Origin of the sequence: Clostridium sp. Marseille-P2415 (assembly GCF_900155545.1) — a bacterium.
In the GTDB taxonomy this organism is placed as follows: domain Bacteria; phylum Bacillota; class Clostridia; order Lachnospirales; family Lachnospiraceae; genus Lacrimispora.
Window position 1 is genome coordinate 1,377,804 of the sequence record NZ_LT732526.1, and the last position, 24,085, is coordinate 1,401,888.

Below are 24,085 nucleotides of genomic sequence, written 5' to 3' on the forward strand. Positions count from 1 at the left end.
CAACAACCGTATTAATACATCTAATACAGTTAGTATATCAAAGCGCCTCTGATTTGTCAACCAGAGGCGCTTGATTTTTCTAATCCCTTCTATCTTCTACAATCAGGATCCGGATCGCATCCTGGGAATTGTTCCAGTTAAACGCATACAGGGTGTAAGAAGCATTTCCCCTTATATAAATGTTGGAATTCAAAAGAACATTTCCGGAATAAGCATCGCTGCTGTAAACGGAAACCATATAATAGCCGGTTAAGATATACTGAAAGCTCGTCACTTCTTTGTAATTTACATTGGGGAAGGTCACAAGGCCGGCGTTTAATAAAACATTAATACTGCGGTTTGTTATGGATAGGTTGCACACCCGGAAGCAGCCTGTGTTAATGCCGCCATTGCATTTTATATCTGCAATTTCCATTAGATCCGGTCCGGAATCCGTATTGATGATTGCAACAGTGACAGCGCCGTCAACTGGAACATTAATCTGTTTTTCAATATAAACATAACCATACCGGCCGCCTATGGTTACCGTTTGTAACCCTGCGGAAACCCGGCCATACTGGCTCAACTCTCCATTATCCAATCCGTTCACTGCCAGTTGATTGTTAATATAAATAAAGAATGCATTATAGCCTGCGGCTGCATTGAGAAACCGGACAAGGCCAATTTGCGCGGAATCACAATAATAACACGGGATAATTGGCTTAGGAAATACGGTAATGACAGAACTCCCGCCTGATGATTCGTCTTCTTCTGAATCAGGCAATGGATTTTGCATATATGATAAAATGCCCATGTAATCCCTCTTTTATGATAGTTATATAGTAAGTTATTCTTACCTGACTACCCAGTGCCTGTCCTGGTTCAAATGCTTTTGTCCTTTTGAGCGAAAAGTTTATGCAGCCTTTTCATGACATGCTTATAGGCCGGAATCAGAAATGCATCCGCCGCGATCCAAGCTATGGGGCTGGCAAAGCATACGGCTCCGTAACCAAATACAGGGACCAGGCAAAAGCCTGCTAAGGAACGGGCAGCCATTTCGCAAACTCCTGCAATAATAGCCAGCTTGGAATACCCCAGCCCCTGAATCATGAACCGTACAATATTAACAAGGGCCAGCGGAAAGTAAAAAGCCGTATTCCCCAGAAGAAACCATCTTGTTTCTTTTAGAATTTCTACCTCACCTGAATCAACAAAAAGCAATGCGATGATATCGCTGAAGAAATAAACGATCACAAAAGCTATGATGGAATAAACGGCCCCAAGAAGGATACAATTCTTCATGCCCCGGTCAATCCGGTCCAGTTTTTTGGCCCCTGCATTCTGCCCTCCATAAGTAGCCATGGTGGCTCCCATAGCGTCAAATGGGCAGCAAAAAAACATGCTGATTTTACTGCCGGCCGTAACAGATGCAACCGCCACAGAGCCAAGGCTGTTCACCGCGGTCTGAAGGATCACGCTGCCAATTGCTGTTATGGAATACTGAAGTCCCATGGGGATGCCCATGCCGCAAAGAATTTCCATTGAAATTTTATGTGGCTTCCACTCTTCTCCCCTCATTTTTAAAATGGGATATTTCTTTATCATATAAAACAGGCAGAATATGCCGGAAGTTCCCTGTGATATTATCGTCGCCCATGCTGCACCGGCCACACCCATTTTCAGTACCAGAATCGTAAATAAGTCCAGCAGAACATTTAAAACAGAAGACATGAAAAGAAAAATTAAAGGTGTAGTGCTGTCTCCCAGAGACCTTATGATACCGGAAAGCATATTATAAAGAAAGGTTGCAGGAATCCCCATAAAAATAACAAATATGTACGCATAAGCCCCATCAAGGATATCCTCCGGAGTCCTCATCCATACCAATATAGGACGGCATAAAACGCAGACAATGGAGGTCATTACAATAGAAAAAAACAGCGACAGCCAGCCGCTGTTGGCCACAAATCTCCGCAAAGCCGAATCATTTTTCTCCCCAAATTTCTGAGCCACAGGAATGGAAAACCCACTGCACACTCCCATGCAGAAGCCAATAATCATAAAGCTAACAGATCCCGTCGAACCAACTGCCGCCAGGGCGTTTACTCCTAAATATTTTCCTACAATAATCGCATCCACCATGTTATATAACTGCTGGAATAATAATCCAAACAGCATGGGTATCAAAAAGCTTAGAATCAGCTTCATGGGAGATCCCGCTGTCATATCCTTCATTTTCTTGTCAGCCATTCTGTCATTTCCTCATTTCTTGTCGTATTCATGTTTACTACATCAACATAATTTACACTCTCAGCAGGATATTTGCAAGTGATTTTAAAACAAAAAATGAACCGATGATATCTTTCATTAAAAATGGATCAAATTCATATATAAAAGCTAAATTTATTATTTACTTTTGATGAATTATATCTTTGTTATATCCTGTTTCTATTGTAAAATAAATATGAAAATTACAAAAAAAGGCAAACATCCAAACATTATGAATGAATACTGACAACAGCATTAAGAAGAAATAAAAAAACCATCCCTGTGACAGTCTGCTTTTTTCTGCCATAAGAATGGTTTTCATTCCTTCTTTATAAATAATACCGAAAAAAATTGATAATATATAGCGCCCGGAAGAAATCATCCGGGCGCATATTGGATTACTCTTAAGTCAATTATTCATTGCCGTATAAAGTAACCAGTTTCTGCAGATATTCAAATCTTTCCTTTGCATCTGTCTCATTCTTCGTAAATAATTCAGCTGCTCTCTCAGGATTCTTCATAGCTAAGGATGCATATCGTACCTCACCCTTTAAGAATTCCTGATAGCCCTCTAATGCAGGAGCCTTGCTGTCTAAGGAGAACTTCTTCTCAGCAGCCGGGTTGAAGCGGAAGTTGTTCCAGTAACCGCACTCAACAGCCAGTTTCTCTTCTGTCTGAGCCTTGGACATGCCTTTCTTAATGCCATGGCTGATACATGGAGCATAAGCAATGATCAGAGATGGTCCCGGATATGCCTCAGCCTCGGCAATTGCTTTCACTGTCTGTGCATAATCCGCACCCATAGCGATCTGTGCTACGTATACATAGCCATAGCTCATGGCAATTCCTGCCAGGTCTTTCTTCTTTGTATCCTTACCGCCGGCAGCGAACTGCGCAACAGCACCTGTCTTGGTAGCCTTGGAGGACTGTCCGCCGGTGTTAGAATAAACCTCGGTATCGAATACCATGATATTGATATCCTTGCCGCTTGCAAGAACATGGTCAACACCGCCGAAGCCGATATCATATGCCCAGCCGTCACCGCCGAATATCCACTGGGATTTCTTAGCCAGGAAATCTTTGTCTTTGAGGATTGCCTTGCTTAAATCACAATCACAGCCTTCTAATGCTGCAACTAACTTATCTGTAGCAGAACCATTGGTTGCACCGATTGCAAAGGTATCCAGATACTCCTTGCAGGCTGCCTTGATCTCATTGGAGGCCTTCTCAGAATTGATAACTTCTTCAACCTTTGCCTTTAAGCCGTCTCTGATTGCGTTCTGAGCTAACAGCATACCATAACCGAATTCCGCATTATCCTCGAATAAGGAGTTGGACCATGCAGGACCCTGTCCATTGGCATTAACGGTATAAGGTGTGGATGGAGAAGAGTTACCCCAGATGGAAGAACATCCGGTTGCGTTTGCAATATACATTCTGTCGCCGAATAACTGGGTAATTAACTTCGCGTAAGGAGTCTCACCGCAGCCTGCACATGCACCGGAGTACTCAAGAAGCGGCTTCTTGAACTGGCTTCCCTTAACGGTTGTCTCTTTAAATTTATCAATAACTTCCTGCTTGATCGGCAGAGTCTGGCCAAAGTCAAATACTTTCTGCTTCTCATCGCAATTCGCTTCCATATTAACCATAACAAGAGCCTTCTCGCCCTTCTTTCCAGGACAGACATTTGCACAGGAACCGCAGCCTGTACAGTCAAATGCGGATACTGTCACAGCGAACTGATATCCCGGCATACCTGTCATAGGAAGAGTCTTCATCTCCTCCGGCTTCTTAGCTGCCTCTTCTTCTGTCAGAGCAACCGGACGGATGACTGCATGAGGACATACGTAGGAACAGAAATTACACTGGATACAGTTTTCCGGAACCCAGCCTGGGATGTTAACTGCAATTCCACGCTTCTCATATGCAGCAGAACCGGATGGGGTGGAACCGTCAGCGTAATCGCGGAATGCAGATACAGGCAAAGAATTACCTTCCTGTGCGCTTACTTTTGTCTGAATATTGTTCACGAAGTCAACAACATCCTGTCTGCCGCTGGTTACGGCTTTATAGTCTAAGCCTTCATCCGTGCAGTTCTTCCAGCTTTCCGGAACTTCTACCTTAACGATACCCTTTGCACCGGCATCGATAGCAGCCCAGTTCTTCTTAACGATTTCTTCCCCTTTACGTCCGTAAGTTGCCTTAGCAGCTGCCTTCATCAGTTCATTTGCCTTTTCAGCAGGAATGATTCCGGTTAATTCAAAGAATGCGGACTGAAGGATTGTGTTGATACGTGTCGGACCCATGCCGGTCTCAATACCGATCTTCACACCGTCAATGGTGTAGAATTTAATGTTGTGATCAGCGATGTACTTCTTTACCTGGCCCGGCAGATGCTTCTCAAGGCCAGCCATATCCCATGGACAGTTCAGCAAGAATACACCACCGTCTACCAGTTCCTGAACCATGTTGTACTTACGTACATAGGAAGGATTGTGGCATGCTACGAAGTTAGCCTGACGGATCAAATAGGTGGACTTAATCGGCTTATGACCGAAACGTAAATGGGACATGGTAACACCGCCGGACTTCTTGGAATCATAATCGAAGTAAGCCTGAGCGTACATATCCGTGTTATCACCGATGATCTTGATGGAGTTCTTGTTCGCACCTACGGTACCATCTGCACCAAGCCCCCAGAACTTGCAGTTTGTTGTTCCTTCCGGAGTTGTAACAATCGGAGCACCTGTCTCAAGAGAAAGATGGGTCACATCATCCACAATACCGATGGTAAATGGAGATTTTGCTTTGTTATCATAAACTGCAACGATCTGAGCCGGTGTTGTATCCTTGGAACCTAAGCCGTAGCGTCCGGTCAAAATCTTAACCTGATCGAACTTGGTTCCCTTAAGAGCGGCAACAACGTCTAAGTATAACGGCTCACCTAAGGAACCTGGTTCCTTTGTTCTGTCTAATACGGAAATGGTCTTAACCGTATCCGGGATAGCTTTTACCAAAGCTTCTGCGCAGAATGGACGGTAAAGGCGGACTTTAACAACGCCGACCTTGTGGCCTGCTGCAGTCATATAGTCAATGGTTTCCTCAATGGTATCATTAACAGAACCCATAGCAACGATTACATGATCTGCATCAGCTGCTCCGTAGTAGTTGAATAACTTATAATCCGTGCCGATCTTTGCATTAACCTTGTCCATATATTTCTGAACAATTGCCGGCAGAGCATCATAATATGGATTGCAGGCTTCTCTTGCCTGGAAGAAGATGTCAGGGTTCTGAGCAGAACCTCTCTGGCATGGATGGTTTGGATTTAACGCATGACGGCGGAATTCGTCAATTGCTTCCATATTAACCATCTCTTTTAAGTCTTCATAATCCCATGTTTCGATCTTCTGAATCTCGTGGGATGTGCGGAAACCGTCGAAGAAATTAATAAACGGAACCTTTCCTTCCAGAGCTGCCATATGGGCAACCGGTGTTAAGTCCATAACTTCCTGTACGCTGGATTCGCATAACATGGCGCAGCCTGTCTGGCGGCATGCATATACGTCGGAGTGGTCACCAAAGATAGATAAAGCATGGCTGGCTATTGCACGTGCGGATACATTGAATACGCCCGGTAACTGCTCGCCTGCGATTTTATACAGGTTCGGGATCATAAGTAACAGACCCTGAGAAGCGGTATAGGTGGTGGTCAGCGCACCTGCTGATAAGGAACCGTGTACTGCACCTGCTGCACCTGCCTCAGACTGCATCTCTGTAATCTGTACTGTCTGACCGAAGATATTGGTTCTTCCGTCTGTTGCCCATTCATCTGAAGCTTCAGCCATAGGTGAAGATGGGGTAATCGGATAAATAGCCGCTACATCAGTAAATGCGTATGACGCATGAGCTGCTGCATGGTTACCATCCATGGTTTTCATTTTTCTTGCCATTCTTGATTTCCTCCTGCAAATGTGAATATTGTATAAATTGGTTCCCCTATAGGGAAAGTGACCTGACATTATTATAACAATTATTCAACAAAATGCAAATATTAAAACAGGAAATTTAAGTATTATTTTCGAAACAATCCAACCGGAAGAAACACGCTTTGCGAGTTTGTCCGCATAAATAAAAAGGGACTGGATAGAATATTCTGTCCAGTCCTGGCTGTTTTTGCTTTATTTATTGGTTCAAAGGGTTTGGCGGAACAATATTCTGGCCGCTGCCGTCAGCTGCCTCTGTCGTTGATGACGGTCCCTGGGTCTGGCCCGCCTGGGTTTCGCCGGTTGCCGGTTTATCTGCCGGTCCCTGAGCATCCGCCGATGCAGTTGTCGTCTCATTGGCCGGAGGCGTCCCGGTCTCCGCGGAATTTCCTGCCCCGCTTTCTGAACCGGTACCTGACGGATCCGCGGCCGGTATGACTACTCCGGAAGTATTCCGTTTAATTGTAGCGGATTTTCCGCGGTAGGTACTGTTATGGAAAAACTCATCGCTTACCACAACCCCATCCTTTTTGGTCACCAGATTGGTCACCCAGCGGCTTCCCTTGGTTTCGGCCTTAGCAATCTTTTCCTCCCCCGTCTGAAGCGTCTGGTCTTCCTCATATACCGGTGCCGGGGCATCCAGCTCCGCAGTCTTTTTTGATGTCATGGACAATGTGACTCCATCTTCCAGAATCGGAATTCCTACAATCGAGATCTTTAGCTTCCGGTCCGCAAAGCTGGTTCTGATGGCTATGGCGGTGGAAGAATTATTGACAAACTTCATGTCCGGTCCGCCGAAGCTTACCATGGCATCCTCTCCCGGTGTTACATAGGAGGGCTCATAGCTGTGAGCGTGGCGTTCTGTTGTCGTCAGACCTGAGAATACGACGGCATTGTACAAAGTAGAAGATACCTGGCATACGCCGCCGCCCGGCTCCTCGATCAATTCTCCATTTAAATACGCGCCTGCCGGACGGTATCCCTTCGCCGATGAACGTTCTCCAGTTGCCTTATTAAAGGAAAACTCTTCTCCCGGCTGCAGAATCAGTCCGTTCAGCGCATTGGAGGCCAGTTCAATGTTCTTATTCCTGTCTTTATTCGTGGTGGTAGTCGTGGTATAGGTTCCAATGACCTTATACATCTCTTTGGCCTGGGCTTCGGTTATCTTCGGAGCGGTCTCATTGCCGGAAGCCGGAACATCAGCCTGGAAATTCTTCGCCTTAAGCTGCGCCAGAATATCAGCGGTCAGCTTGTCCTGGTCAATGGCAAACCCATTCTTCTCTCCGGAATAGATAAACTTTCCGGTATTGTCATCAAATCCTGAGATGGAACCATTCTTAGCTGCCACATCCCACTTTTCTGCAATGGCTTTCACCTCAGCCTGAACATCCTCTTCCAGCCCATCCGTATCAAGGGTGTAGCTTTCCTTCGGTTCCCCTTCATAAATCTCTTTCAAAAGGGCTTCCACTTTGCTGTCCATCAGATTCTTTAGTTTGTATTCTTCATCCTTATAGGTAACTTTCATCCCCCACTGGTACTGTTTATCAAGCGCTTCCCGGGCTTCTTCCCTGGAAAGACCTGTGAGGGTGATTCCATCTACCTTTACTTCTTTCTGCAAATCCGTCTCTGAAACGGTTGTGGTCCCCACTTCCGTCTCTTTCGCTTTATGGCTTCCGATAAATTTAACAGCTGCCATAATACAGATCACGGATGCAACAGCGAGAATGATTCCCAGAAGTATCTTCGTTATATCGTACTGAGGGCCTCTTTTTCTCTTCTTTCCACGTCTTTGCTGGTAGGAACTGTTCGTCCGGTAGGACTGGCTTGTCCTGCGGCCCGTTCCCGGCGTGCTTCTTTTGCTTCCGTTCTGGGAAGAATAGGTTCTTCCTCCGCTTTTTTGTCTGTTATCTACCTGACTCATTTATTTCACCTTTTTACATGATTATGTAGCATTACATTGAGTAGTATACCATACTTTGTGGGAAATGCTATTACGATTTTATGAATTTTCTTAATAATTTTTCGCGCTTTTTCTACATTTTACAGAACGTAAAAAACATGTTACTATAGTATTACCAAACTATTTCATTTTGGAGGTTTTTTATGAAATTAATTGATTTACATGTTCATTCAAATGCTTCGGATGGAACAGATACTCCTTCCGAAGTGGTGGCTCTGGCCGTGAAAAAGGGCCTTTCGGCCATTGCTCTGACCGACCATGATACCATTGCCGGTCTTTTGGAAGCACAGACGGCTGCTGCTGGACTTCCAATCGAAATCATTCCGGGAATTGAGCTTTCCTGTGTGTACCATGGAGAAGAAATTCATATCCTGGGACTTTATGTCGATCCTATGGACCGGAAATTCCGTGCCGAAACGGATGCCCTTAAGGAGATTCGGGACAAACGGAACGGGGAAATGATACGGCGCTTCCAGGAAGCCGGTATCTCCATTACCTTGGATGAGGTAATGGCCGGTAATCCTGATACAGTCATTACCAGAGCCCATTTTGCCCGGATTCTTTTTGAAAAAGGTTATGTAAAGAGCATGGAACAGGCCTTTAAAAAATACCTGGATTACGGCGGGCCCTACTGCCCCCGCAAGGAAAAGATCACTCCGGAGCATGCCATGAAAATCCTTACGGACTGCAAAGCCTCTCCGGTTCTGGCCCACCCATACCAGTACCATCTGGGAGATAAAAAGACCGAAGAGCTGGTCCGGTATTTGACAGACTTAGGGCTTCACGGTCTGGAGGTCTATCACTCCTCCAACAACCAGCATGAAAGCGGCAAACTAAAAAAACTTGCCGGACAGTATGGCCTGTTCCCCACAGGCGGGTCCGATTTTCATGGAAGCAACAAGCCTGACATCGACATAGGCAGCGGTCGCGGAGGGCTCCGGATATCCGCTCTGCTTCTCGATGATATCAAAAGGATACGGCAGGAGAAGGGGCTCTGACCCGATCCTGCCGCCTGATATGAAAATCAGCCGATTTTTCCTTCGTCCATAAAACGGGCAAGTTCCATTGCGTAATAAGTAATGAGGATATCCGCTCCGGCGCGGTAAATGCTTACTGCAGATTCGCATACCACCTTTTCTTCCTCAATAAAACCGGCCCTGGAAGCTGCCTTGATCATTGCATATTCCCCGCTCACACTGTACGCGGCTACAGGAAGGTCATGGCGGTCCGCCACCTCTCTGATGATATCCAGGTAGGAAAGAGCCGGCTTTACCATCACGATATCAGCCCCCTCCGCCACATCCAGTTCCACTTCCTTTAAGGCCTCTTTTCTGTTATGGTAATCCATCTGATAGCTCTTGCGGTCCCCAAAGGCCGGGGCGGACCCGGCAGCATCCCGGAAAGGTCCGTAGAAAGCAGATGCATACTTTGCGGAATATGCCATAATCGGAATATCCGCAAACCCGGCAGCATCAAGGGCCTTTCTCATGGAACCGATCCGTCCGTCCATCATATCGGAAGGAGCCACCATATGGGCACCGGCTTTTGCATGGGATACGGCAATCCGGTTCAAATATTCCAGAGTCTTATCATTATCCACATATTCTCCGTCCAGGATCCCGCAATGACCGTGAGAAGTATATTCACACATGCAGACATCCGTAACGACATATACCGAAGGATAATGCTCCCGGATAAAACGGACCGTCCGCTGAACAATTCCGTTTTCGTCATAAGCCTGACTGCCGCAGACATCTTTATGAGCCGGAATTCCAAACAAAAGTACCTTTTCAACACCGGAGTTAACAAGCTGGTCCATAATAACAGAAAGCTGATCCACACTGTAGCGGTACTGTCCTTCCATGGAAGGGATTTCTTCCACGATCCCTTCCCCATCCACCGCAAACAGCGGATATATCAGGGATTCCTTAGAGACTCTGGTCTCCCGCACCATTTTTCTTAAGGAATCTGATGTTCTCAGTCTTCTCGGCCTGTATAAAAGATCCATATTAAGTACCTCCCTTTTATTCTCGCGAAAAAGCAACGAGCCAGGGTCAAGCCCGCCTGACCTTGGCGGCTGCCCGCGGAGTCAGATACCCCGCAGCTTACTGCGGGGTATCTGACTCCTGTCCTATTATACACCCTCTCTAAGAAGATTCAAGTAATTCTTGCAGCATTGGAAAAGATTGCTTATAATAGTATCCGTATCATATGAATCAGAAATGAGGGATCGCTATATGGAAAAATTCTATCAGGCCATCGAAGAAGCCATCCGGAATGCCGGTTATGCAGGCCCGGTAAACGGGGAAGAGATTTACGATGAAATCTGCGACGAAATCGAGGACAAGGAACCGGGGGCATATGTATTCATGTCAAAAAAAACGGAGGATACCTTTTTTGAATACAAGATTCAGATTTTTGAAGACCAGTTCAATCTAAGCGCCATCGATATCCGCACTCCGGACCAGGTTTACCACGCAGATTTCGACTGAGGTAATACTTCCATTTTCTGGCTTTTTTATATTGTGCCAAAGTAAAAACATTGCTATAATAAAGATGTAAAAAATGACAGTTATTTTACTGATTTTCCAGAAGGAGGACTTCCTATGAAAGTTCAAAATATCACAGATGTAGAAAAGTCTTTTAAAGTAATCGAGCAGTGCAAAGGGACGGTTGAGCTGGTTTCCACAGAAGGCGACCGCATCAACTTAAAGTCCAAATTAAGCCAGTACCTTTCCATGGCTACCATTTTTTCCAACGGCATCATCAATGAACTGGAACTGGTTGCCCACGACCCGGAAGATGTGGAGCGGCTCATCAAGTATATGTATCAGGGTGAATAACAGATACAGGGTATCCCAAACCGGAAAGCGTTTTAAGGATACCCTGTTTTTTATTTTACAGGAAAATTCTCCGAACTCGATTGTCTGATAACCTTCTGCTTTTTCTGCCTCTTCTTTCTATCCAGTCTCTCGTTTACAATTTCACGGAGAACCGTGTACAAAACGGAACAAAGAGGGATAAAGATCAGCATTCCCACAACACCCATGGCGCTGCCTCCGATGGTCACTGCTACCAGGACCCAGACGGAAGGAAGCCCCACCGAATTTCCTACCACATGGGGATAGATAAAATTCCCTTCGATCTGCTGGAGGACAAAAAACAGGATTAAAAAAATCAGCGCATCCAAAGGTTTCACCATCAGCATCAGAAATGCGCCTATTGCACACCCGATAAACGCTCCGAACATGGGAATCAGAGCTGTAAACGCAATTAAGACACCGATGAGAAGTGCATATGGAAGGCGAAAAACCGACAAAGTCAAAAAGAACATGCTCCCAAGAATCACTGCCTCAAGACACTGTCCTGCAAGGAAATTGGAAAAGGTATCGGAAACAAGCTCCAGAATATCAAGCGTCCGTATCATCACTCTTTCCGGAAGAAAAGCGCCCATCAGCTTCCGAAACTGGCGTGACAGGGTCTCTTTCTGAAGGAGAATATAAATGGCGAATACCAGCCCGATTACAAAGGTGGTTACACCATTTATAATTGACATGGCCGCAGATACCGTAGAGGACAGGACTGTTCCCGCCCCAGTGGATAAAAATCCGACTATCCCTTCCAGAAAAGATTTCCAGTCAATCTGGATCCCGTTTATATAGTCAGCTATCTCCGGGTTTTGGGCAAAGAGCTTCTCTGCCGCCTCTTTCACATTTATAAGAAATGCCGGTATGCTGTTTTGTAAGCTTAAGATGGTTTCAAACAGCTGGGGCATTACTACAAAGATAACGATAAGTAAAATCCCTACCACAAGAACCAGCGTCAGGCAAAGGCCTAACGGTCTGCGCATTTTGCTTTCTTCCTTTAACGGCAGTAATTTTTCTATCCTGCGCATTGGGACATTGAGAATAAAAGCCATCACACCGCCCAGAAGAAATGGCGAAACAAATCCGATCAGCTTCACTCCTAACGCAAATAAGCTTCGGTAATTCAAGCCGGCAACCACTGCAGCTACGGCAAATACAATCAGCCAGCAGATTTTTTTCATTGTATTGTCATTCAATTCCATCATTCTCTCCTTTTGATTCTTCCGCAAAAGCTTTTCTGATCTCTTCAGAAAAAGCCTGGAAGGTTCCCTGTGCCATCAGAGTACTTCCGCCTCCCCGGCCGTTTAATCTTCCATTCAATGCCTTACTGAAAGCCCGCATATCTTTAAAGCTGCTTCCCACGGCATACTGAAAACGGTTGTCCGCCCCGGAGCATACCAGTACAATGCTTCCCTTCTTCTCTTCATACAGCATGGTGCAAAACTGTCTTAGCTGTGCCGGATCCAGACCATTTTCAAATACCAGGAGAGGGGAACCGGACTCCGGATAATCCTCTGCCTTTCTTTCAAGGAGTTCTTTTGAAAGACGGCTGACTCTTTCATCCTTTTTCAGCCCTTCCTCCTTCAGCTTATCTACCGCCTCCAGTACATGATCCGCTTTTGCCGATAGCAGGGCCGAGATACCGGACACAGACTTCTGTTTCCTCCGGTAATCGAAAAGTGCCATCCTTCCGCACAGCATGGATACCCTCACTCCGCTCTTATGATGTATCATTCCCGTCACCTTCAAAATACCGATCTCTCCCGCCGTCATCACATGGGTCCCGCAGCAGGCGCATACATCACCGCCCGGAATCTCAATGATGCGGACCTGGCCGGTCAGTTCTTTCTTGCTCCGGTAATTCATGGAGGAAAGTTCCTCCTTTGATGGATATGATTCCAGAACCGGAACATTCTGCCAGATCAGCTCATTCACTTCCGTTTCCGCTGCTTCGATCTGCTCCTGGGTTAAGCTTCCGTTAAAATCAACGGTCACCTCATCCTTTCCCATGTGAAATCCTACATTATCCAGGCCATAATGCTTATGTACGATTCCCGATAATAAGTGCTCTCCCGAATGATTCTGCATATGACAGAACCTTCTCTCCCAGTCTATGGCTCCGGTAACCGTACTGCCCGCGATAAGGGGCCTGTCCGTCATGTGTATGATACCTTCCGGTTTTTCCCTGACATCAAGTACTGCCGCTTCCCCCAGTTTTCCCATATCTGCCGGCTGGCCGCCGCCTTCCGGATAAAAAGCCGTCCGGTCCAAAAGCACCTCAAAGATTCCGTTCTTTCCCTGTCTGCAATCCGTTACCGTTGCTTCAAATATTTTTACATAAGGCCTGTGATAATATAATTTTTCCATGATCTGCTCCTCATTACTCTGTTGTTACTAATTATACACAACTATTGGATAAGTTCAATCATTAGAATTCAAAAATTTTTTAAAAAATGTGGAAACAGTGGCAAGCTAATATTCATACACTTACATTGTAAACAAATTAATTGGAGGAACTAATATGAGTGATCTGGCAGCAACTAACTGTGGAGGCGGATGCGATTGCAACAACGGATGTGGATTCAACATAATCTTTTTGATCCTGATTCTGTGCTGCTGCGGTAACAACGGATTCGGCGGATGCGGCAGTGGATGTGGCAATGGATGCGGAAATGATGGATGTTTTCTTATAATCATCATTCTTCTGTTCTGCTGCAATGGATTCGGCGGATGCGACAGAAATAACTTCTGCTGCTAAACCAAACATAAACAGGGTCCGATCCTTTGATAGGATCGGGCCCTGTTTTCATTCATTAACGGCTCTGGCTCTTATCCTGCCCAGGCCTTGTAAAGGAACTTTGTGCGTTTCCGCCTTTTCCTGAATTTTTATTCTGTTTTCTGCTCATGCAGTCGTCATCAATTTCGTATACTGAATTTCCATCTATAATTAATCGACTTCTCATATTTAAATCACTCTCCTGTAATACTAATATATGCAGCCGCATATATTGTCAACAAGAAAAGTAAGGAACCTCATGCCATGAATAATGAACAAAATCTTCACGCAAATGATCTGGACTCCCTTGTCGGCGATAATCACCTTCAGATGATGAAGGCCGCCCTGCCCTATATGAGTGTCTCCCAGCAGCGTTTTATCTCCTTCTTCGTCAAATTCAACGAACTGCGCCGTACCATTAACCTGTTTGAAGAAGGCGAAGTAGCTGCCATGGGAATCTGCTCAGCAGGTGAGAGAGAAAAGCCTGAATCACCCATTGAAATGCTAAACACCATCAAGCCCTATGCAAATCCGTCGGAGCAGGATTTCATAGATCTTATCATCAATTTCTTTCAGGGCTTTAAGCTGGCCGGCTCTTATTCCGAATCAGTCCCAAGTTCCACAGTCCCGGTCCAGGCTCAGACTCAGACTCAGGCTAAGCCCGAGGGACAAAACAGACCTCAGAATCCTCACCGGCAAAACAATCCCTTTGGGCGGATATCCCTGGATCAGATAAAGAATTTTATGCCCCCGGAACAGCAGTCAAGGTTAGAGACCATGCAGCTTATGATGTCCGCCATGCAGCAGATGAATTAAAGAACGGTTACCAGTCTGATTCTCTTTATACATGCACAAAGAAAGGATGAATAATAACCTATGAATGCTAACTGGAAACAAGACCCCAGACTAAAAAAAATGAATCCACAGAAGCTTTCCCTTCTGAACGAGTTCGCCAAACGGGTGGAGTCGACCCCAAAGGACCAGCTTCTCCCCACACTGCTAAGCATAAATGCAGAAGCCAGCCAGAAAGGCATCCATTTTAATGACGATGAGACAGATCTTCTTATTTCCATTATGAGTGCCAATATGAGCCCAGCCGAACGGAAACGTATGGATACCTTACGTCTTCTTTCCAAGAATCTCGCCAACCGGAATCATAAATAAGAAAGAGGACATTATGAGTGATTCACAGGAAGAACCGCCATAATGTCCTTTCTTTATTATCAGAACAGATACAGCAAAAAACTAGTCTTCAATCATGTACGCGCTGACAATTTCTCCACAATAGGCCGTATGAAAATCCTTGTTTGCCCCATGAAATGTACTGTCGACATCCTGCGGATAAAACATACTTTTATTCTCTTCTGTTATTTCATTCTGATCTTGCTTTTGCTTATACACAATTCTGCATTCGAGAGTCAGAGGAAGTTCTTTAACAGCAGGAACTGTGATCGCTTCAGGGGTTTCAAGTGTCAGGTTAAGCTCCTTGGTTTTATCAACCTCATAACCGGATTTCGTTCCGCAAAAACCAAGTATTTTTTTATCAAATGTTCCATGCGGTATATTTATAGTAAATTCGGGATTTTTTTCCAATTGTTGTTTCGTAAAACGATTTTCTCTAACATAGACTGTAAAAACTGGTTTTCCCCATATGATTCCCAGATTTCCCCAGGAAATGGTCATAGAATTCACTCTGCCGTCTGCCTTTGTTGTTAATAATACACCTGTTTGCAAAGCTTTCATGATCTCATTGGTATGATCAAATAGTTCAATTTTTCTTTTCATGTTTCTTCTCCTTCATTTTATTATTTTATAATATATTAGTACCAGCATGCACTTAATTACAAGTATGCACTTTTATGTAAGCTACTATCATAAAGGATAGTATGAGCAGGCATATGGAATACATCAGATCATTTAAACACGAAATAAGGACACTATAAGCCATAATTCCATAGCCATAATGTCCTTATCCGAATGCTCAAATAATTTCACATCAAATGCGTAACCTGCCGTTTTAATTGCACACGATATTTATGATTCTTCCCGGAACATAAATTTCCTTTACAATGGTTCCGGTTATCTTATCCGGAATCAGGGCCTTGCCTGCCCCGATGGCTTCATCCTTTGATACATCTGCAGGAAGCTTCACCACTGCTCTGGTCTTTCCATTTACCTGAACGGCAATTTCGATTTCATCTTCCTTCATGGCTTCCTCGTCGCACTCCGGCCACTGTGCATGGAAAACGGAATCGCTGCCGCCAAGCTGCTGCCATAATTCCTCACCGATATGAGGAGCAAACGGAGCAACCAGAATTACAAAGGTCTTCAAAGTCTCCCTGTCAATGCCCCCTGTCTTTTTCGCCAGATCGATCAGCTTATTGTTATATTCCATGAATCCGGAAATTACCGTATTTAAGTTAAACTGATTGAAACGCTGTTCAATATCAAAGATCAGTTTATGGCGCAGGCGGATCATTTCTTTGGTCGCTTCTATATCCTTGCCGCTGCTTTCTGATACCAGGTTCCAGAAACGGTTTAAGAAACGGCTGACACCTTCGATTCCTCTGTCATCCCATTCTGCATCAAGCTCCGGCGGTCCCACAAAAAGCTCATACATGCGGAGAGAATCACAGCCATAGTCGCGGACAAGATCATCGGGAGAAACCACATTTCCCTTGGATTTGCTCATCTTGATTCCATTCTTTCCGGTGATCATACCCTGATTGAACAGCTTGACGAATGGCTCATCAAAATCCACAACTCCGATGTCATTTAAAAATTTTGTATAGAAACGGGAATACAGAAGGTGAAGCACTGCATGCTCCACGCCGCCGATATACATATCAACAGGGAGATATTTATCCGCTTTTTCTCTGGATACCAGCTCCTTATCATTATGGCTGTCTACATAGCGGAGGAAATACCAGGAAGAACCGGCCCACTGAGGCATGGTATTGGTCTCTCTTTTTGCAGGAGCGCCACACTGCGGACAGGTGGTATTAACCCATTCGTCAATGTCAGCAAGCGGTGATTCTCCTGTTCCGGTAGGCTGATAGCTTTCCACTTCCGGCAATGTCAGCGGAAGCTGATCTTCCGGTACAGGAACATTGCCGCAGTGAGGGCAATGAATGATCGGAATGGGCTCGCCCCAGTAACGCTGTCTGGAGAACACCCAGTCACGAAGCTTAAAGTTTTCAGTCTTTTTACCCAGTCCTCTTTTTTCAATCATGGCTGGTGCTTCTTTTTTAAGAACAGAGGATTCCATACCATTCCACTCGCCGGAATTAATCATGATACCGTTTGCGTCAGTATAAGCTTCTGTCAGGTTCTCAATTTCCTTGCCGTCCTTTGCGATCACCTGGATGATCGGAATGTTAAATTTCGTTGCAAATTCAAAGTCTCTGTCATCATGGGCCGGTACGCACATAATGGCTCCGGTACCATAATCGGCCAGAACATAATCGGAAAGCCAGATCGGCACTTTGGCTCCGTTTAAAGGATTTACCGCATAGCTTCCTGTAAATACGCCGGTCTTTTCTTTATCCTGAAGACGGTCTACGTTGGATTTCATGGAAGAATCGTAAATATACTTTTCAACCGCTTCTTTATTTTCCGGGGTTGCAAGGGCAGCTGCGAGACCGTGCTCCGGTGCAAGAACCATAAAGGTAGCACCATGCAGGGTATCAGGTCTTGTAGTATAAACAGTAATGGCTTCTTCTCTTCCGTCTACTTTAAAATTGACCTCAGCACCATAAGATTTGCCGATCCAGTCTGTCTGCATTTTCTTAACCTTTTCCGGCCAGTCAAGCTTATCAAGATCATTTAACAGTCTGTCTGCATAAGCAGTGATTTTCAGCATCCACTGTCTTAAGTTTTTCTTTGTTACTGCAGTACCGCAGCGCTCACAGCAGCCGTTCACTACTTCTTCGTTGGCTAATCCTGTCTTACAGGAAGGACACCAGTTAATCGGGAATTCCTTCTCGTATGCCAGTCCCTTTTTAAACATCTGGACAAAAATCCACTGCGTCCATTTATAAAATCCGGGATCTGTTGTATTGACCTCCATATCCCAGTCATAAACAGCTGCGATCTCATTGATCTGACGCTTGATGTTGGATACGTTTTCTGCTGTGGATTTTGCCGGATGAACCCCCATCTTAATGGCATAATTCTCAGCCGGAAGACCAAAAGCATCCCAGCCCATGGGATGAATCACATAATGGCCTTTTAATATCTGATACCTGCTCCATACATCGGAGATTACATAGCCCCTCCAGTGTCCTACATGGAGTCCGCTTCCTGATGGATAGGGGAACATATCCAGGCAATAGTATTTCGGTTTTTTTCCGTCGTCGACATTGATGGGATTCTTTGCCCAGCTTTCTCGCCATTTTTTTTCAATGGCACTATGGTTATAGGATGCCGCCATAATAAAATTTCCTCCTTTTGCAAAAGGGATTTTCCCTGTTTCACGGGACCGTCTGGTAAACCGGAAGAAACACGCTCTGCGGGTTTCTCCGCATAAAAAATGCGCCTCCAGCCGTCTTAAAACGGCTATAGAGACGCAGGATATACCGCGTGGTACCACTCTATTTCATACAGTTCTGTATGCTCTCAACCGGATATGAGCACTCATATCCGCCCGTTGTAACGGTCGGGGTTCCGGCAATACCTACACAGAAACGTTCCTTTCCTTCAGTACGCTACTCAAAGGCCAGTTCAGCCGCCATCCCCAACCGGCTTTCACCAACCGCCGGCTCTCTGCATGCTTCAGACAGCTTACTACTCCTAATCACAGTATTTTTGCTAACTGTAAATGTAACATAATTGGGGAAATGTGTCAACCGTATTTTACGAAATCTCCGAAATAACAAAGGTCGCGGCGGAAGCCAGGAAAAAAAGAATCATGCCGGGGTTTAAGAACAGGATAGGAAAAGTCCCTTTCCCCCAGGTTTCTTCCATTCCGGATTCCAGCACCAGTTTTTTCCGGCTGATAAAAAAAAGAATGGTCCCGGAAAGAACCGCTGTCAGCATGAAGACCGAATAAACAGCGGAAAGCCATGCAGCATCCTCCACATGGAGCGCTGCAATGGACCCCAGGAAATTAATCATCATATGAAAGGCTATGGTATACCGAAGCCTGCCTGTTTGAATGTAAATATAAGCAAACACCAGACCGATTCCAAAAGCATAAAAGAACTGATAGAAATTCCCATGGCTCAGCGCAAAGACAAAGCCGGATACGACGATTGCCGCTTTATCTCCATACAATCTGATCCGGTCTATCAATACCTTCCGGTACAGAATTTCCTCACAGACCGGTGCCATTACCACCATGGTAACAAAAATGGTCCAGCTGCTTAAGCCCTCCATGATCTCTTCCACCGGATTCACCATGGGCTTGCCCTGGAGAGCACACACGATACTCATCAGTGCCTGCCCGATCAGGTTACCAAAAAACAAGGCGCTCATGCAGATTAAAAATGCGGCTGCCAGCATCTTTACTCCGGCCTTTTTTGCCTGCGGCCTGCCTAAAACCTGCATATCCTTTACTATGAAGTACGTGACAACGCCTCCCACAGCATAAGTAGCGAAAGAGGAACCAAGTATATACCCGTCGCCAAAGACTATCTCCACTCCAAACCGTGACAATGCTGCGGCAATGGTTCCTATCTCAAGCTGCAGAACAAACGTTACAAGCAGAAATGCTCCATATCCGATTCCAACTCTTGAAAATGCTTTCCATGCATATCTTCTGTCTCCCACTATTTCCGTACCTCCTGCAAGATGGTACCAGTTTAGCACAGTTCGGGGAAAAGTGCAATTCTTAAGCAGATAACATTCTCCCACGGAAAAACAAAAGCCCCGGAGCCTGGCATCTGTAAAATGCCAGACCCGCAGGGTCTTTGTGCATTGATCTATCCTTCCATCTTGTCGATCTTGGAAGCCCGCTCCTCTACTTCCCGCTTCTGGACATCTCCCGGAGCCAGTTCATAACGGCTGAACTCGTATTCATAGGTCCCGATGCCTCCGGTCATGGAACGAAGATCCGTATTGTAGCCAAACAATTCGGACATGGGCACATCCGCTTCGATGACCTGCCTGCCATGGTGATTGGAATTCATTCCCAGAACACGGCCCCTTCTGCGGTTTAAATCTCCCATGACATCTCCGGTAAATTTATCCGGAACCGTAACCTTAAGGGAAGCAATTGGTTCGAGAAGAACCGGATTCGCCTCCATAAATCCTTTTTTAAAGGCCATCGTGGCTGCCATCTTAAAGGCCAGTTCCGAGGAGTCTACCGGATGGTAAGAGCCGTCGGTCAGCGTTGCCTTTAACCCCACTACCGGATAAGCAGCAAGAGGGCCTTTTAGAACGCATTCTGCAATCCCCTTTTCAACTGCCGGGAAATAATTTCTGGGAACAGCTCCGCCAAAGACACATTCTTCAAAAACATAAGGAGCTTCCAGATCGCCGGAGGGTTCAAAAATCATTTTTACATCGCCGTACTGTCCGTGTCCGCCGGACTGTTTCTTATACTTGCCCTGGACTTCCACTTTTTTCCGAATGGTCTCCCGGAAAGCAAATTTGGGTTTGCTCAGTTCGATTTCAACCTTATAGCGGTTTAACAGCTTGCTGACGACCACTTCCAGCTGCTGGTCGCCAATGGCGTACAGAAGGGACTGACGGTTCTCCGTATCATTGACCGCCTTTAAAGTCCAGTCTTCTTCCGTCAGCTTTGAAAGCGCATTAGAAACCTTGTCATCATCGCCTTTCGTCTTGGTCCTGTAACGCATGTATGTATACGGAGTGGAGATCTCCGGCTTATGATATACGATCGGAGCGGACCGCAAGGCTATGGTATCACCGGTCTGGGTCACGTTCAGTTTGGATACCGCGCCGATGTCTCCGGCTCTTAATTCCGGAACTTCAACGGCTTCTTTTCCTCTCAGCAGGTAAAGCTTGCCGATCTTTTCCTCTGTATCTTTATTTACATTATAAATGGTGGAGTCCGGCTTTAAGGTACCGGTACAGATCTTAAGCAGAGAATATTTTCCGATAAACGGATCCACAATGGTCTTAAATATGCGGGCTGAAAGGGATACATGATCGTTGTACTTAGCTGTAAAGCGTTCCCCGGTAGAAATGTCCACACCAATGCACTCATAACGGTCCGGAGACGGAAAATACTTATCTATGGCCTGAAGCACCATCCTGGCACCCTGGGCGTTGATTCCGGACCCCAGCATAACCGGAACAATATTGCCTTCTATTACATACTCCCGAAGAGCAGAAGAAATCTCGTCCAGAGTGAACTCTTCACCGGAGAAGTAACGCTCCATATACTCCTCACTGGTTTCCGCCACAGCCTCCATGAGAGCTTCGCGGGCAATTCCCAAATTCTTCTGACTGTAATCGGGAATCTCACATTCTTCATAATCGCTGTTAACGGTAAAACGCCGGCCTGCCATCTTCACAACATTAACAAAACCCACGAATTTTTCATTCTCACGAATGGGGAGGTGGAACGGCGCTATTTTTCTTCCGAACTCCTTTTCAAGCTTAAGCAATAATTCACGGTAACTGGCGTGGTCATCATCCATATTTGTCACAAAGAAAAGCCTTGGCAGCTTGTACTTTTCGCAAAGCTCCCATGCCTTATATGTGCCAACTTCAATACCTGCCTTGCAATTTACAACAATCACCGCTGCATCCGCAACGCTGATGGCCTCTTCGACTTCACCTACAAAATCAAAATATCCGGGAGTATCAAGCAAGTTGATCTTGATCGGTCCATCCTCTCCTTCGTACTCCAAAGGAATCAGGGAAGTGGAGATGGAGAACTGTCTCTTGATCTCTTCTTTGTCATAATCGCTGATGGTATTGCCATCGGTAATTTTTCCCATTCTGCTGATGGCTCCGGTCACTAACGCCATAGCTTCTGCCAGGGTAGTTTTGCCGGCGCCCCCGTGCCCAAGTAAGGCGACGTTACGGATTTGTTTGGTTCCATACACGTTCATAAACATTCCTCCTGTTCGGTATTTAAGTCTATGAGGATATTTTACTAAAAATGTCATATAATTGCAAGTAAAAGGTGCAATTTGCACAAACATTTTTCGCGCATTTTCCCATTTCTGCAAAAGAAAAGAGGGCCTGGCCCTCATTCTTATTCAATCTGCTTCATAAAAGTCTTCATTCAGTTTTCCGCTGGCTTCAAAATAGTAATAAGTTTCGCCTATAACAGCTGCGCCAGTGACCTTTCATTTTATTGGAGTGACCTAGCTGCCTTAAGGGCTGTATCCAGTGCACTCATTATTGGTATCCCGATCCCGATGCCCGGCATCGCTTCCCGGACTCTCTCTTCCACCATATTGCGGATGATATCATTTTTAACCAGAACGCTGCCCCAGAGCCAGAGATTAAATTCGCCCGGCGGACTTTTTAGATCCATCTTGGCTGCGGTGTCCCGTATGAGTCCCCACAGGGCTTCCCCACATTCCCGGTGAATGCGGATGGCCTCATGGTCCCCTGAGTCTGCCGCCTGATATGCAAACAGGGATAACCTGGCGATTTCAGATTTTTCCATGAGATTGGCATTGACAAAATCGTCCATCTTTTCCAAAGTATCAAGCCCCGTTGCTTTTACAATAAGAGGCGTGAGAATGGGACACTTGATTCGGCCGGACAATTCATCCGCTGCCGCTCTTAAGACTTTCAGCCCTAAGTCAAAAGCACTTCCCTCATCGCTTAAGATATGGTTCCAGCCGCCGGTCCGGTATATATTTCCTTTTGTATCCCTTCCAAAGCATACGGAACCGGTTCCTGATATGACTACCAGGGATGGGGTCTCCGTTAAATGGAGAAACACTTCACAGTCATTTAATACCAGAAGCCTTTCATGAGGAAATCCCATCTCTTCAAAGCTGGACCTGCAATCATGCTCATCCGACGGAGAATCGATTCCGCTGGCTGCTACGCAGATTCCAAGGCAGCTGTCCGGATCCAGTTCCAGTTTCTTAAGGGCCGGGAGCACCAGCTCACGGTAACGCAGCCTGCTCTTTTCAGCTCCATCCGTATTGATGCTGCAGCCCGGTGCAGTAAATTCGCCAAGTACTGTCCCAGCCATATCACAGACTTTAAGCCGTCCGTTGGTTCCACCGATATCCAATCCCGCATAATATCCTTTCATGAGACTCCCGTCCTCCTCACAGGTTTCATTTTCTCTGCTTTCCTCCCCAGTACAGCTAAGAGCTTCTCCTCCGCTTCCCGAAACCACCGGTCCTCAGTATTCACCAAAAGGACATAGCGTATTCTTCCCAAAAGAGAAAGAAGATACTGATTCTCCGGAATCAATGCATTTTCCCCGCTTCTCTCCAGATGGGACTTTACCCCGTATTTCAGGCAGTAATAAACCTCCTGCCGCAGTTTCCTCCTGTAGTCTATGGAGACCTGCGGTTTTTCATTGACCACGATTCCCGTAACCGCCTGCCTTCCGTTGCGGTACAGGATCCTGGTCTTCTCTTCATTCAGTTCAAACCCCATGGCGTTCAAAAAACCGGAGGCTTTCCGGATAACCGGACCCGGGTTAAAATCACCGGAAAACGTCATATCATCGCAGTATCTGGTATAAGAGATCCCCTTATCCCCGCACCATTTCTTCATATATTCATCAAAATGCTTCATAACCAGGTTAGAAATCGCCGGCGAAGCAGGAGAACCCTGAGGAAGAAAATCGCTGCAGCAGCATAAGGCAGTCAGCATGGTTCCTGCTGCCGGAGGAAAATACCGGGCGGGAAATGCGCTTTTAAGAACCATAGGAAATGAAATACTCCCGAAAAAATTTTATATCCAGCTTCACCACCACATTTTTTCCCGTATGGGCCCAGGCATTCGGTACCACCCCTGCGCCTTTATGGTAGGCCGTGGCGCAGCCGGAGACTGCATACCCGTCCAGGATGTGATGCAGGATATTCTTCTGTATTCTCATTAATATTTTATCCGGCACCAAAAGCCTGCGCTCTGTTCCGTCTCTCTTGGGAATACGGACAGTACGATAATGGCGCTCCGTATGGTTGCTGACAGCATAAAGACATGCCATTACCTTTTCGTCCGGCCAGCTGGTATTCCCAAGAAGGCGGAAAGATAGCAGCATGTCCCTGCAATGCTTTTGCGTACAGTATTTCCACAAATCTGTCTGATACATCGGATCCTCCATACCAGTTTATCTTAAAATTCTTTATTTTTC

Annotated in this window: 21 protein-coding genes and 1 other annotated feature; of the genes, 5 read left to right on the top strand and 16 right to left on the bottom strand. The window is 45.8% G+C overall.

Features of this window, described 5'->3' with window-relative positions; genetic code table 11:
- Window positions 1-79 precede the first annotated feature (79 nt).
- From BQ9856_RS11275 to BQ9856_RS11295, 4 genes are all read right to left on the bottom strand, one after another.
- The gene (locus BQ9856_RS11275) at window positions 80-793 is read right to left on the bottom strand and encodes a DUF4397 domain-containing protein (RefSeq protein WP_077611117.1); all 714 of its coding nucleotides are present in this window, start codon (window positions 791-793) and stop codon (window positions 80-82) included.
- 68 nt (window positions 794-861) lie between these two features.
- On the bottom strand, window positions 862-2,229 hold the full coding sequence (locus tag BQ9856_RS11280) for an MATE family efflux transporter (RefSeq protein WP_077611118.1): 1,368 nt from the start codon (window positions 2,227-2,229) through the stop codon (window positions 862-864).
- A gap of 431 nt (window positions 2,230-2,660) precedes the next feature.
- A complete protein-coding gene (nifJ, locus tag BQ9856_RS11290) occupies window positions 2,661-6,200 on the bottom strand; it encodes a pyruvate:ferredoxin (flavodoxin) oxidoreductase (protein WP_077611120.1) in 3,540 nt (1,179 codons plus the stop codon).
- Window positions 6,201-6,432: 232 nt separating this feature from the next.
- On the bottom strand, window positions 6,433-8,154 hold the full coding sequence (locus BQ9856_RS11295) for a VanW family protein (protein WP_077611121.1): 1,722 nt from the start codon (window positions 8,152-8,154) through the stop codon (window positions 6,433-6,435).
- Window positions 8,155-8,336: 182 nt separating this feature from the next.
- Here BQ9856_RS11295 and BQ9856_RS11300 point away from each other — a divergent pair, with 182 nt between their 5' ends.
- Complete coding sequence (locus BQ9856_RS11300) at window positions 8,337-9,191, top strand: PHP domain-containing protein (protein ID WP_077611122.1); 855 nt, start codon at window positions 8,337-8,339, stop codon at window positions 9,189-9,191.
- Between the two features lie 26 nt (window positions 9,192-9,217).
- Here BQ9856_RS11300 and hemB read toward each other — a convergent pair whose 3' ends face one another.
- Window positions 9,218-10,201, bottom strand: a complete 984-nt coding sequence (gene hemB / locus BQ9856_RS11305; RefSeq protein ID WP_077611123.1) for a porphobilinogen synthase — start codon at window positions 10,199-10,201, stop codon at window positions 9,218-9,220.
- Between the two features lie 229 nt (window positions 10,202-10,430).
- On the opposite strand from hemB, the gene BQ9856_RS11310 reads away from it, so the two are divergent.
- Both BQ9856_RS11310 and BQ9856_RS11315 read left to right on the top strand, forming a co-directional pair.
- Entirely contained in the window at window positions 10,431-10,685 is a 255-nt protein-coding gene (locus BQ9856_RS11310) for a hypothetical protein (RefSeq protein ID WP_077611124.1), read from the top strand.
- A gap of 114 nt (window positions 10,686-10,799) precedes the next feature.
- Window positions 10,800-11,036: a polya polymerase gene (locus BQ9856_RS11315; RefSeq protein WP_077611125.1), complete on the top strand. Its 237-nt coding sequence runs from the start codon at window positions 10,800-10,802 to the stop codon at window positions 11,034-11,036.
- A 50-nt stretch (window positions 11,037-11,086) separates the two neighbouring features.
- Here the strand turns inward: BQ9856_RS11315 and BQ9856_RS11320 are convergent, their stop codons facing one another.
- The 4 genes from BQ9856_RS11320 to BQ9856_RS24840 all read right to left on the bottom strand — a co-directional run bounded on the left by BQ9856_RS11320 (window position 11,087) and on the right by BQ9856_RS24840 (window position 14,023).
- Entirely contained in the window at window positions 11,087-12,265 is a 1,179-nt protein-coding gene (locus BQ9856_RS11320; RefSeq protein ID WP_442855522.1) for an AI-2E family transporter, read from the bottom strand.
- The gene (locus tag BQ9856_RS11325) at window positions 12,249-13,427 is read right to left on the bottom strand and encodes an alanyl-tRNA editing protein (RefSeq protein WP_077611127.1); all 1,179 of its coding nucleotides are present in this window, start codon (window positions 13,425-13,427) and stop codon (window positions 12,249-12,251) included. Before BQ9856_RS11325 ends, BQ9856_RS11320 begins: the two co-directional genes overlap by 17 nt.
- 136 nt (window positions 13,428-13,563) lie before the next feature.
- Window positions 13,564-13,827 (bottom strand): hypothetical protein, encoded by a 264-nt coding sequence (locus BQ9856_RS25730; RefSeq protein WP_159441982.1) that lies wholly within the window; start codon window positions 13,825-13,827, stop codon window positions 13,564-13,566.
- Between the two features lie 46 nt (window positions 13,828-13,873).
- The gene (locus tag BQ9856_RS24840) at window positions 13,874-14,023 is read right to left on the bottom strand and encodes a hypothetical protein (RefSeq protein WP_200801291.1); all 150 of its coding nucleotides are present in this window, start codon (window positions 14,021-14,023) and stop codon (window positions 13,874-13,876) included.
- Window positions 14,024-14,100: 77 nt separating this feature from the next.
- On the opposite strand from BQ9856_RS24840, the gene BQ9856_RS11335 reads away from it, so the two are divergent.
- Both BQ9856_RS11335 and BQ9856_RS11340 read left to right on the top strand, forming a co-directional pair.
- The gene (locus BQ9856_RS11335) at window positions 14,101-14,652 is read left to right on the top strand and encodes a hypothetical protein (protein WP_077611129.1); all 552 of its coding nucleotides are present in this window, start codon (window positions 14,101-14,103) and stop codon (window positions 14,650-14,652) included.
- Window positions 14,653-14,712: 60 nt separating this feature from the next.
- Window positions 14,713-15,000: a hypothetical protein gene (locus BQ9856_RS11340; RefSeq protein WP_077611130.1), complete on the top strand. Its 288-nt coding sequence runs from the start codon at window positions 14,713-14,715 to the stop codon at window positions 14,998-15,000.
- A gap of 81 nt (window positions 15,001-15,081) precedes the next feature.
- Here the strand turns inward: BQ9856_RS11340 and BQ9856_RS11345 are convergent, their stop codons facing one another.
- The 7 genes from BQ9856_RS11345 to BQ9856_RS25740 all read right to left on the bottom strand — a co-directional run bounded on the left by BQ9856_RS11345 (window position 15,082) and on the right by BQ9856_RS25740 (window position 24,043).
- Complete coding sequence (locus BQ9856_RS11345) at window positions 15,082-15,621, bottom strand: flavin reductase family protein (protein WP_077611131.1); 540 nt, start codon at window positions 15,619-15,621, stop codon at window positions 15,082-15,084.
- 232 nt (window positions 15,622-15,853) lie between these two features.
- A complete protein-coding gene (leuS, locus tag BQ9856_RS11350; protein WP_077611132.1) occupies window positions 15,854-18,268 on the bottom strand; it encodes a leucine--tRNA ligase in 2,415 nt (804 codons plus the stop codon).
- Window positions 18,269-18,394: 126 nt separating this feature from the next.
- Window positions 18,395-18,644: a binding site (T-box leader), on the bottom strand.
- 46 nt (window positions 18,645-18,690) lie between these two features.
- A complete protein-coding gene (locus tag BQ9856_RS11355) occupies window positions 18,691-19,605 on the bottom strand; it encodes a CPBP family intramembrane glutamic endopeptidase (RefSeq protein ID WP_077611133.1) in 915 nt (304 codons plus the stop codon).
- Between the two features lie 152 nt (window positions 19,606-19,757).
- A complete protein-coding gene (locus BQ9856_RS11360) occupies window positions 19,758-21,860 on the bottom strand; it encodes an elongation factor G (RefSeq protein ID WP_077611134.1) in 2,103 nt (700 codons plus the stop codon).
- Between the two features lie 245 nt (window positions 21,861-22,105).
- Window positions 22,106-23,029: an N-acetylglucosamine kinase gene (locus BQ9856_RS11365; RefSeq protein WP_077611135.1), complete on the bottom strand. Its 924-nt coding sequence runs from the start codon at window positions 23,027-23,029 to the stop codon at window positions 22,106-22,108.
- Window positions 23,026-23,655 carry a reverse transcriptase family protein gene (locus BQ9856_RS25735; protein ID WP_442855523.1) on the bottom strand — a complete coding sequence of 210 codons (630 nt, stop codon included), beginning with the start codon at window positions 23,653-23,655 and terminating at the stop codon, window positions 23,026-23,028. Before BQ9856_RS25735 ends, BQ9856_RS11365 begins: the two co-directional genes overlap by 4 nt.
- Window positions 23,645-24,043: a hypothetical protein gene (locus tag BQ9856_RS25740; RefSeq protein ID WP_442855524.1), complete on the bottom strand. Its 399-nt coding sequence runs from the start codon at window positions 24,041-24,043 to the stop codon at window positions 23,645-23,647. The genes BQ9856_RS25735 and BQ9856_RS25740 overlap by 11 nt, the downstream gene beginning before the upstream one ends.
- Between the last annotated feature and the right edge of the window lie 42 nt (window positions 24,044-24,085).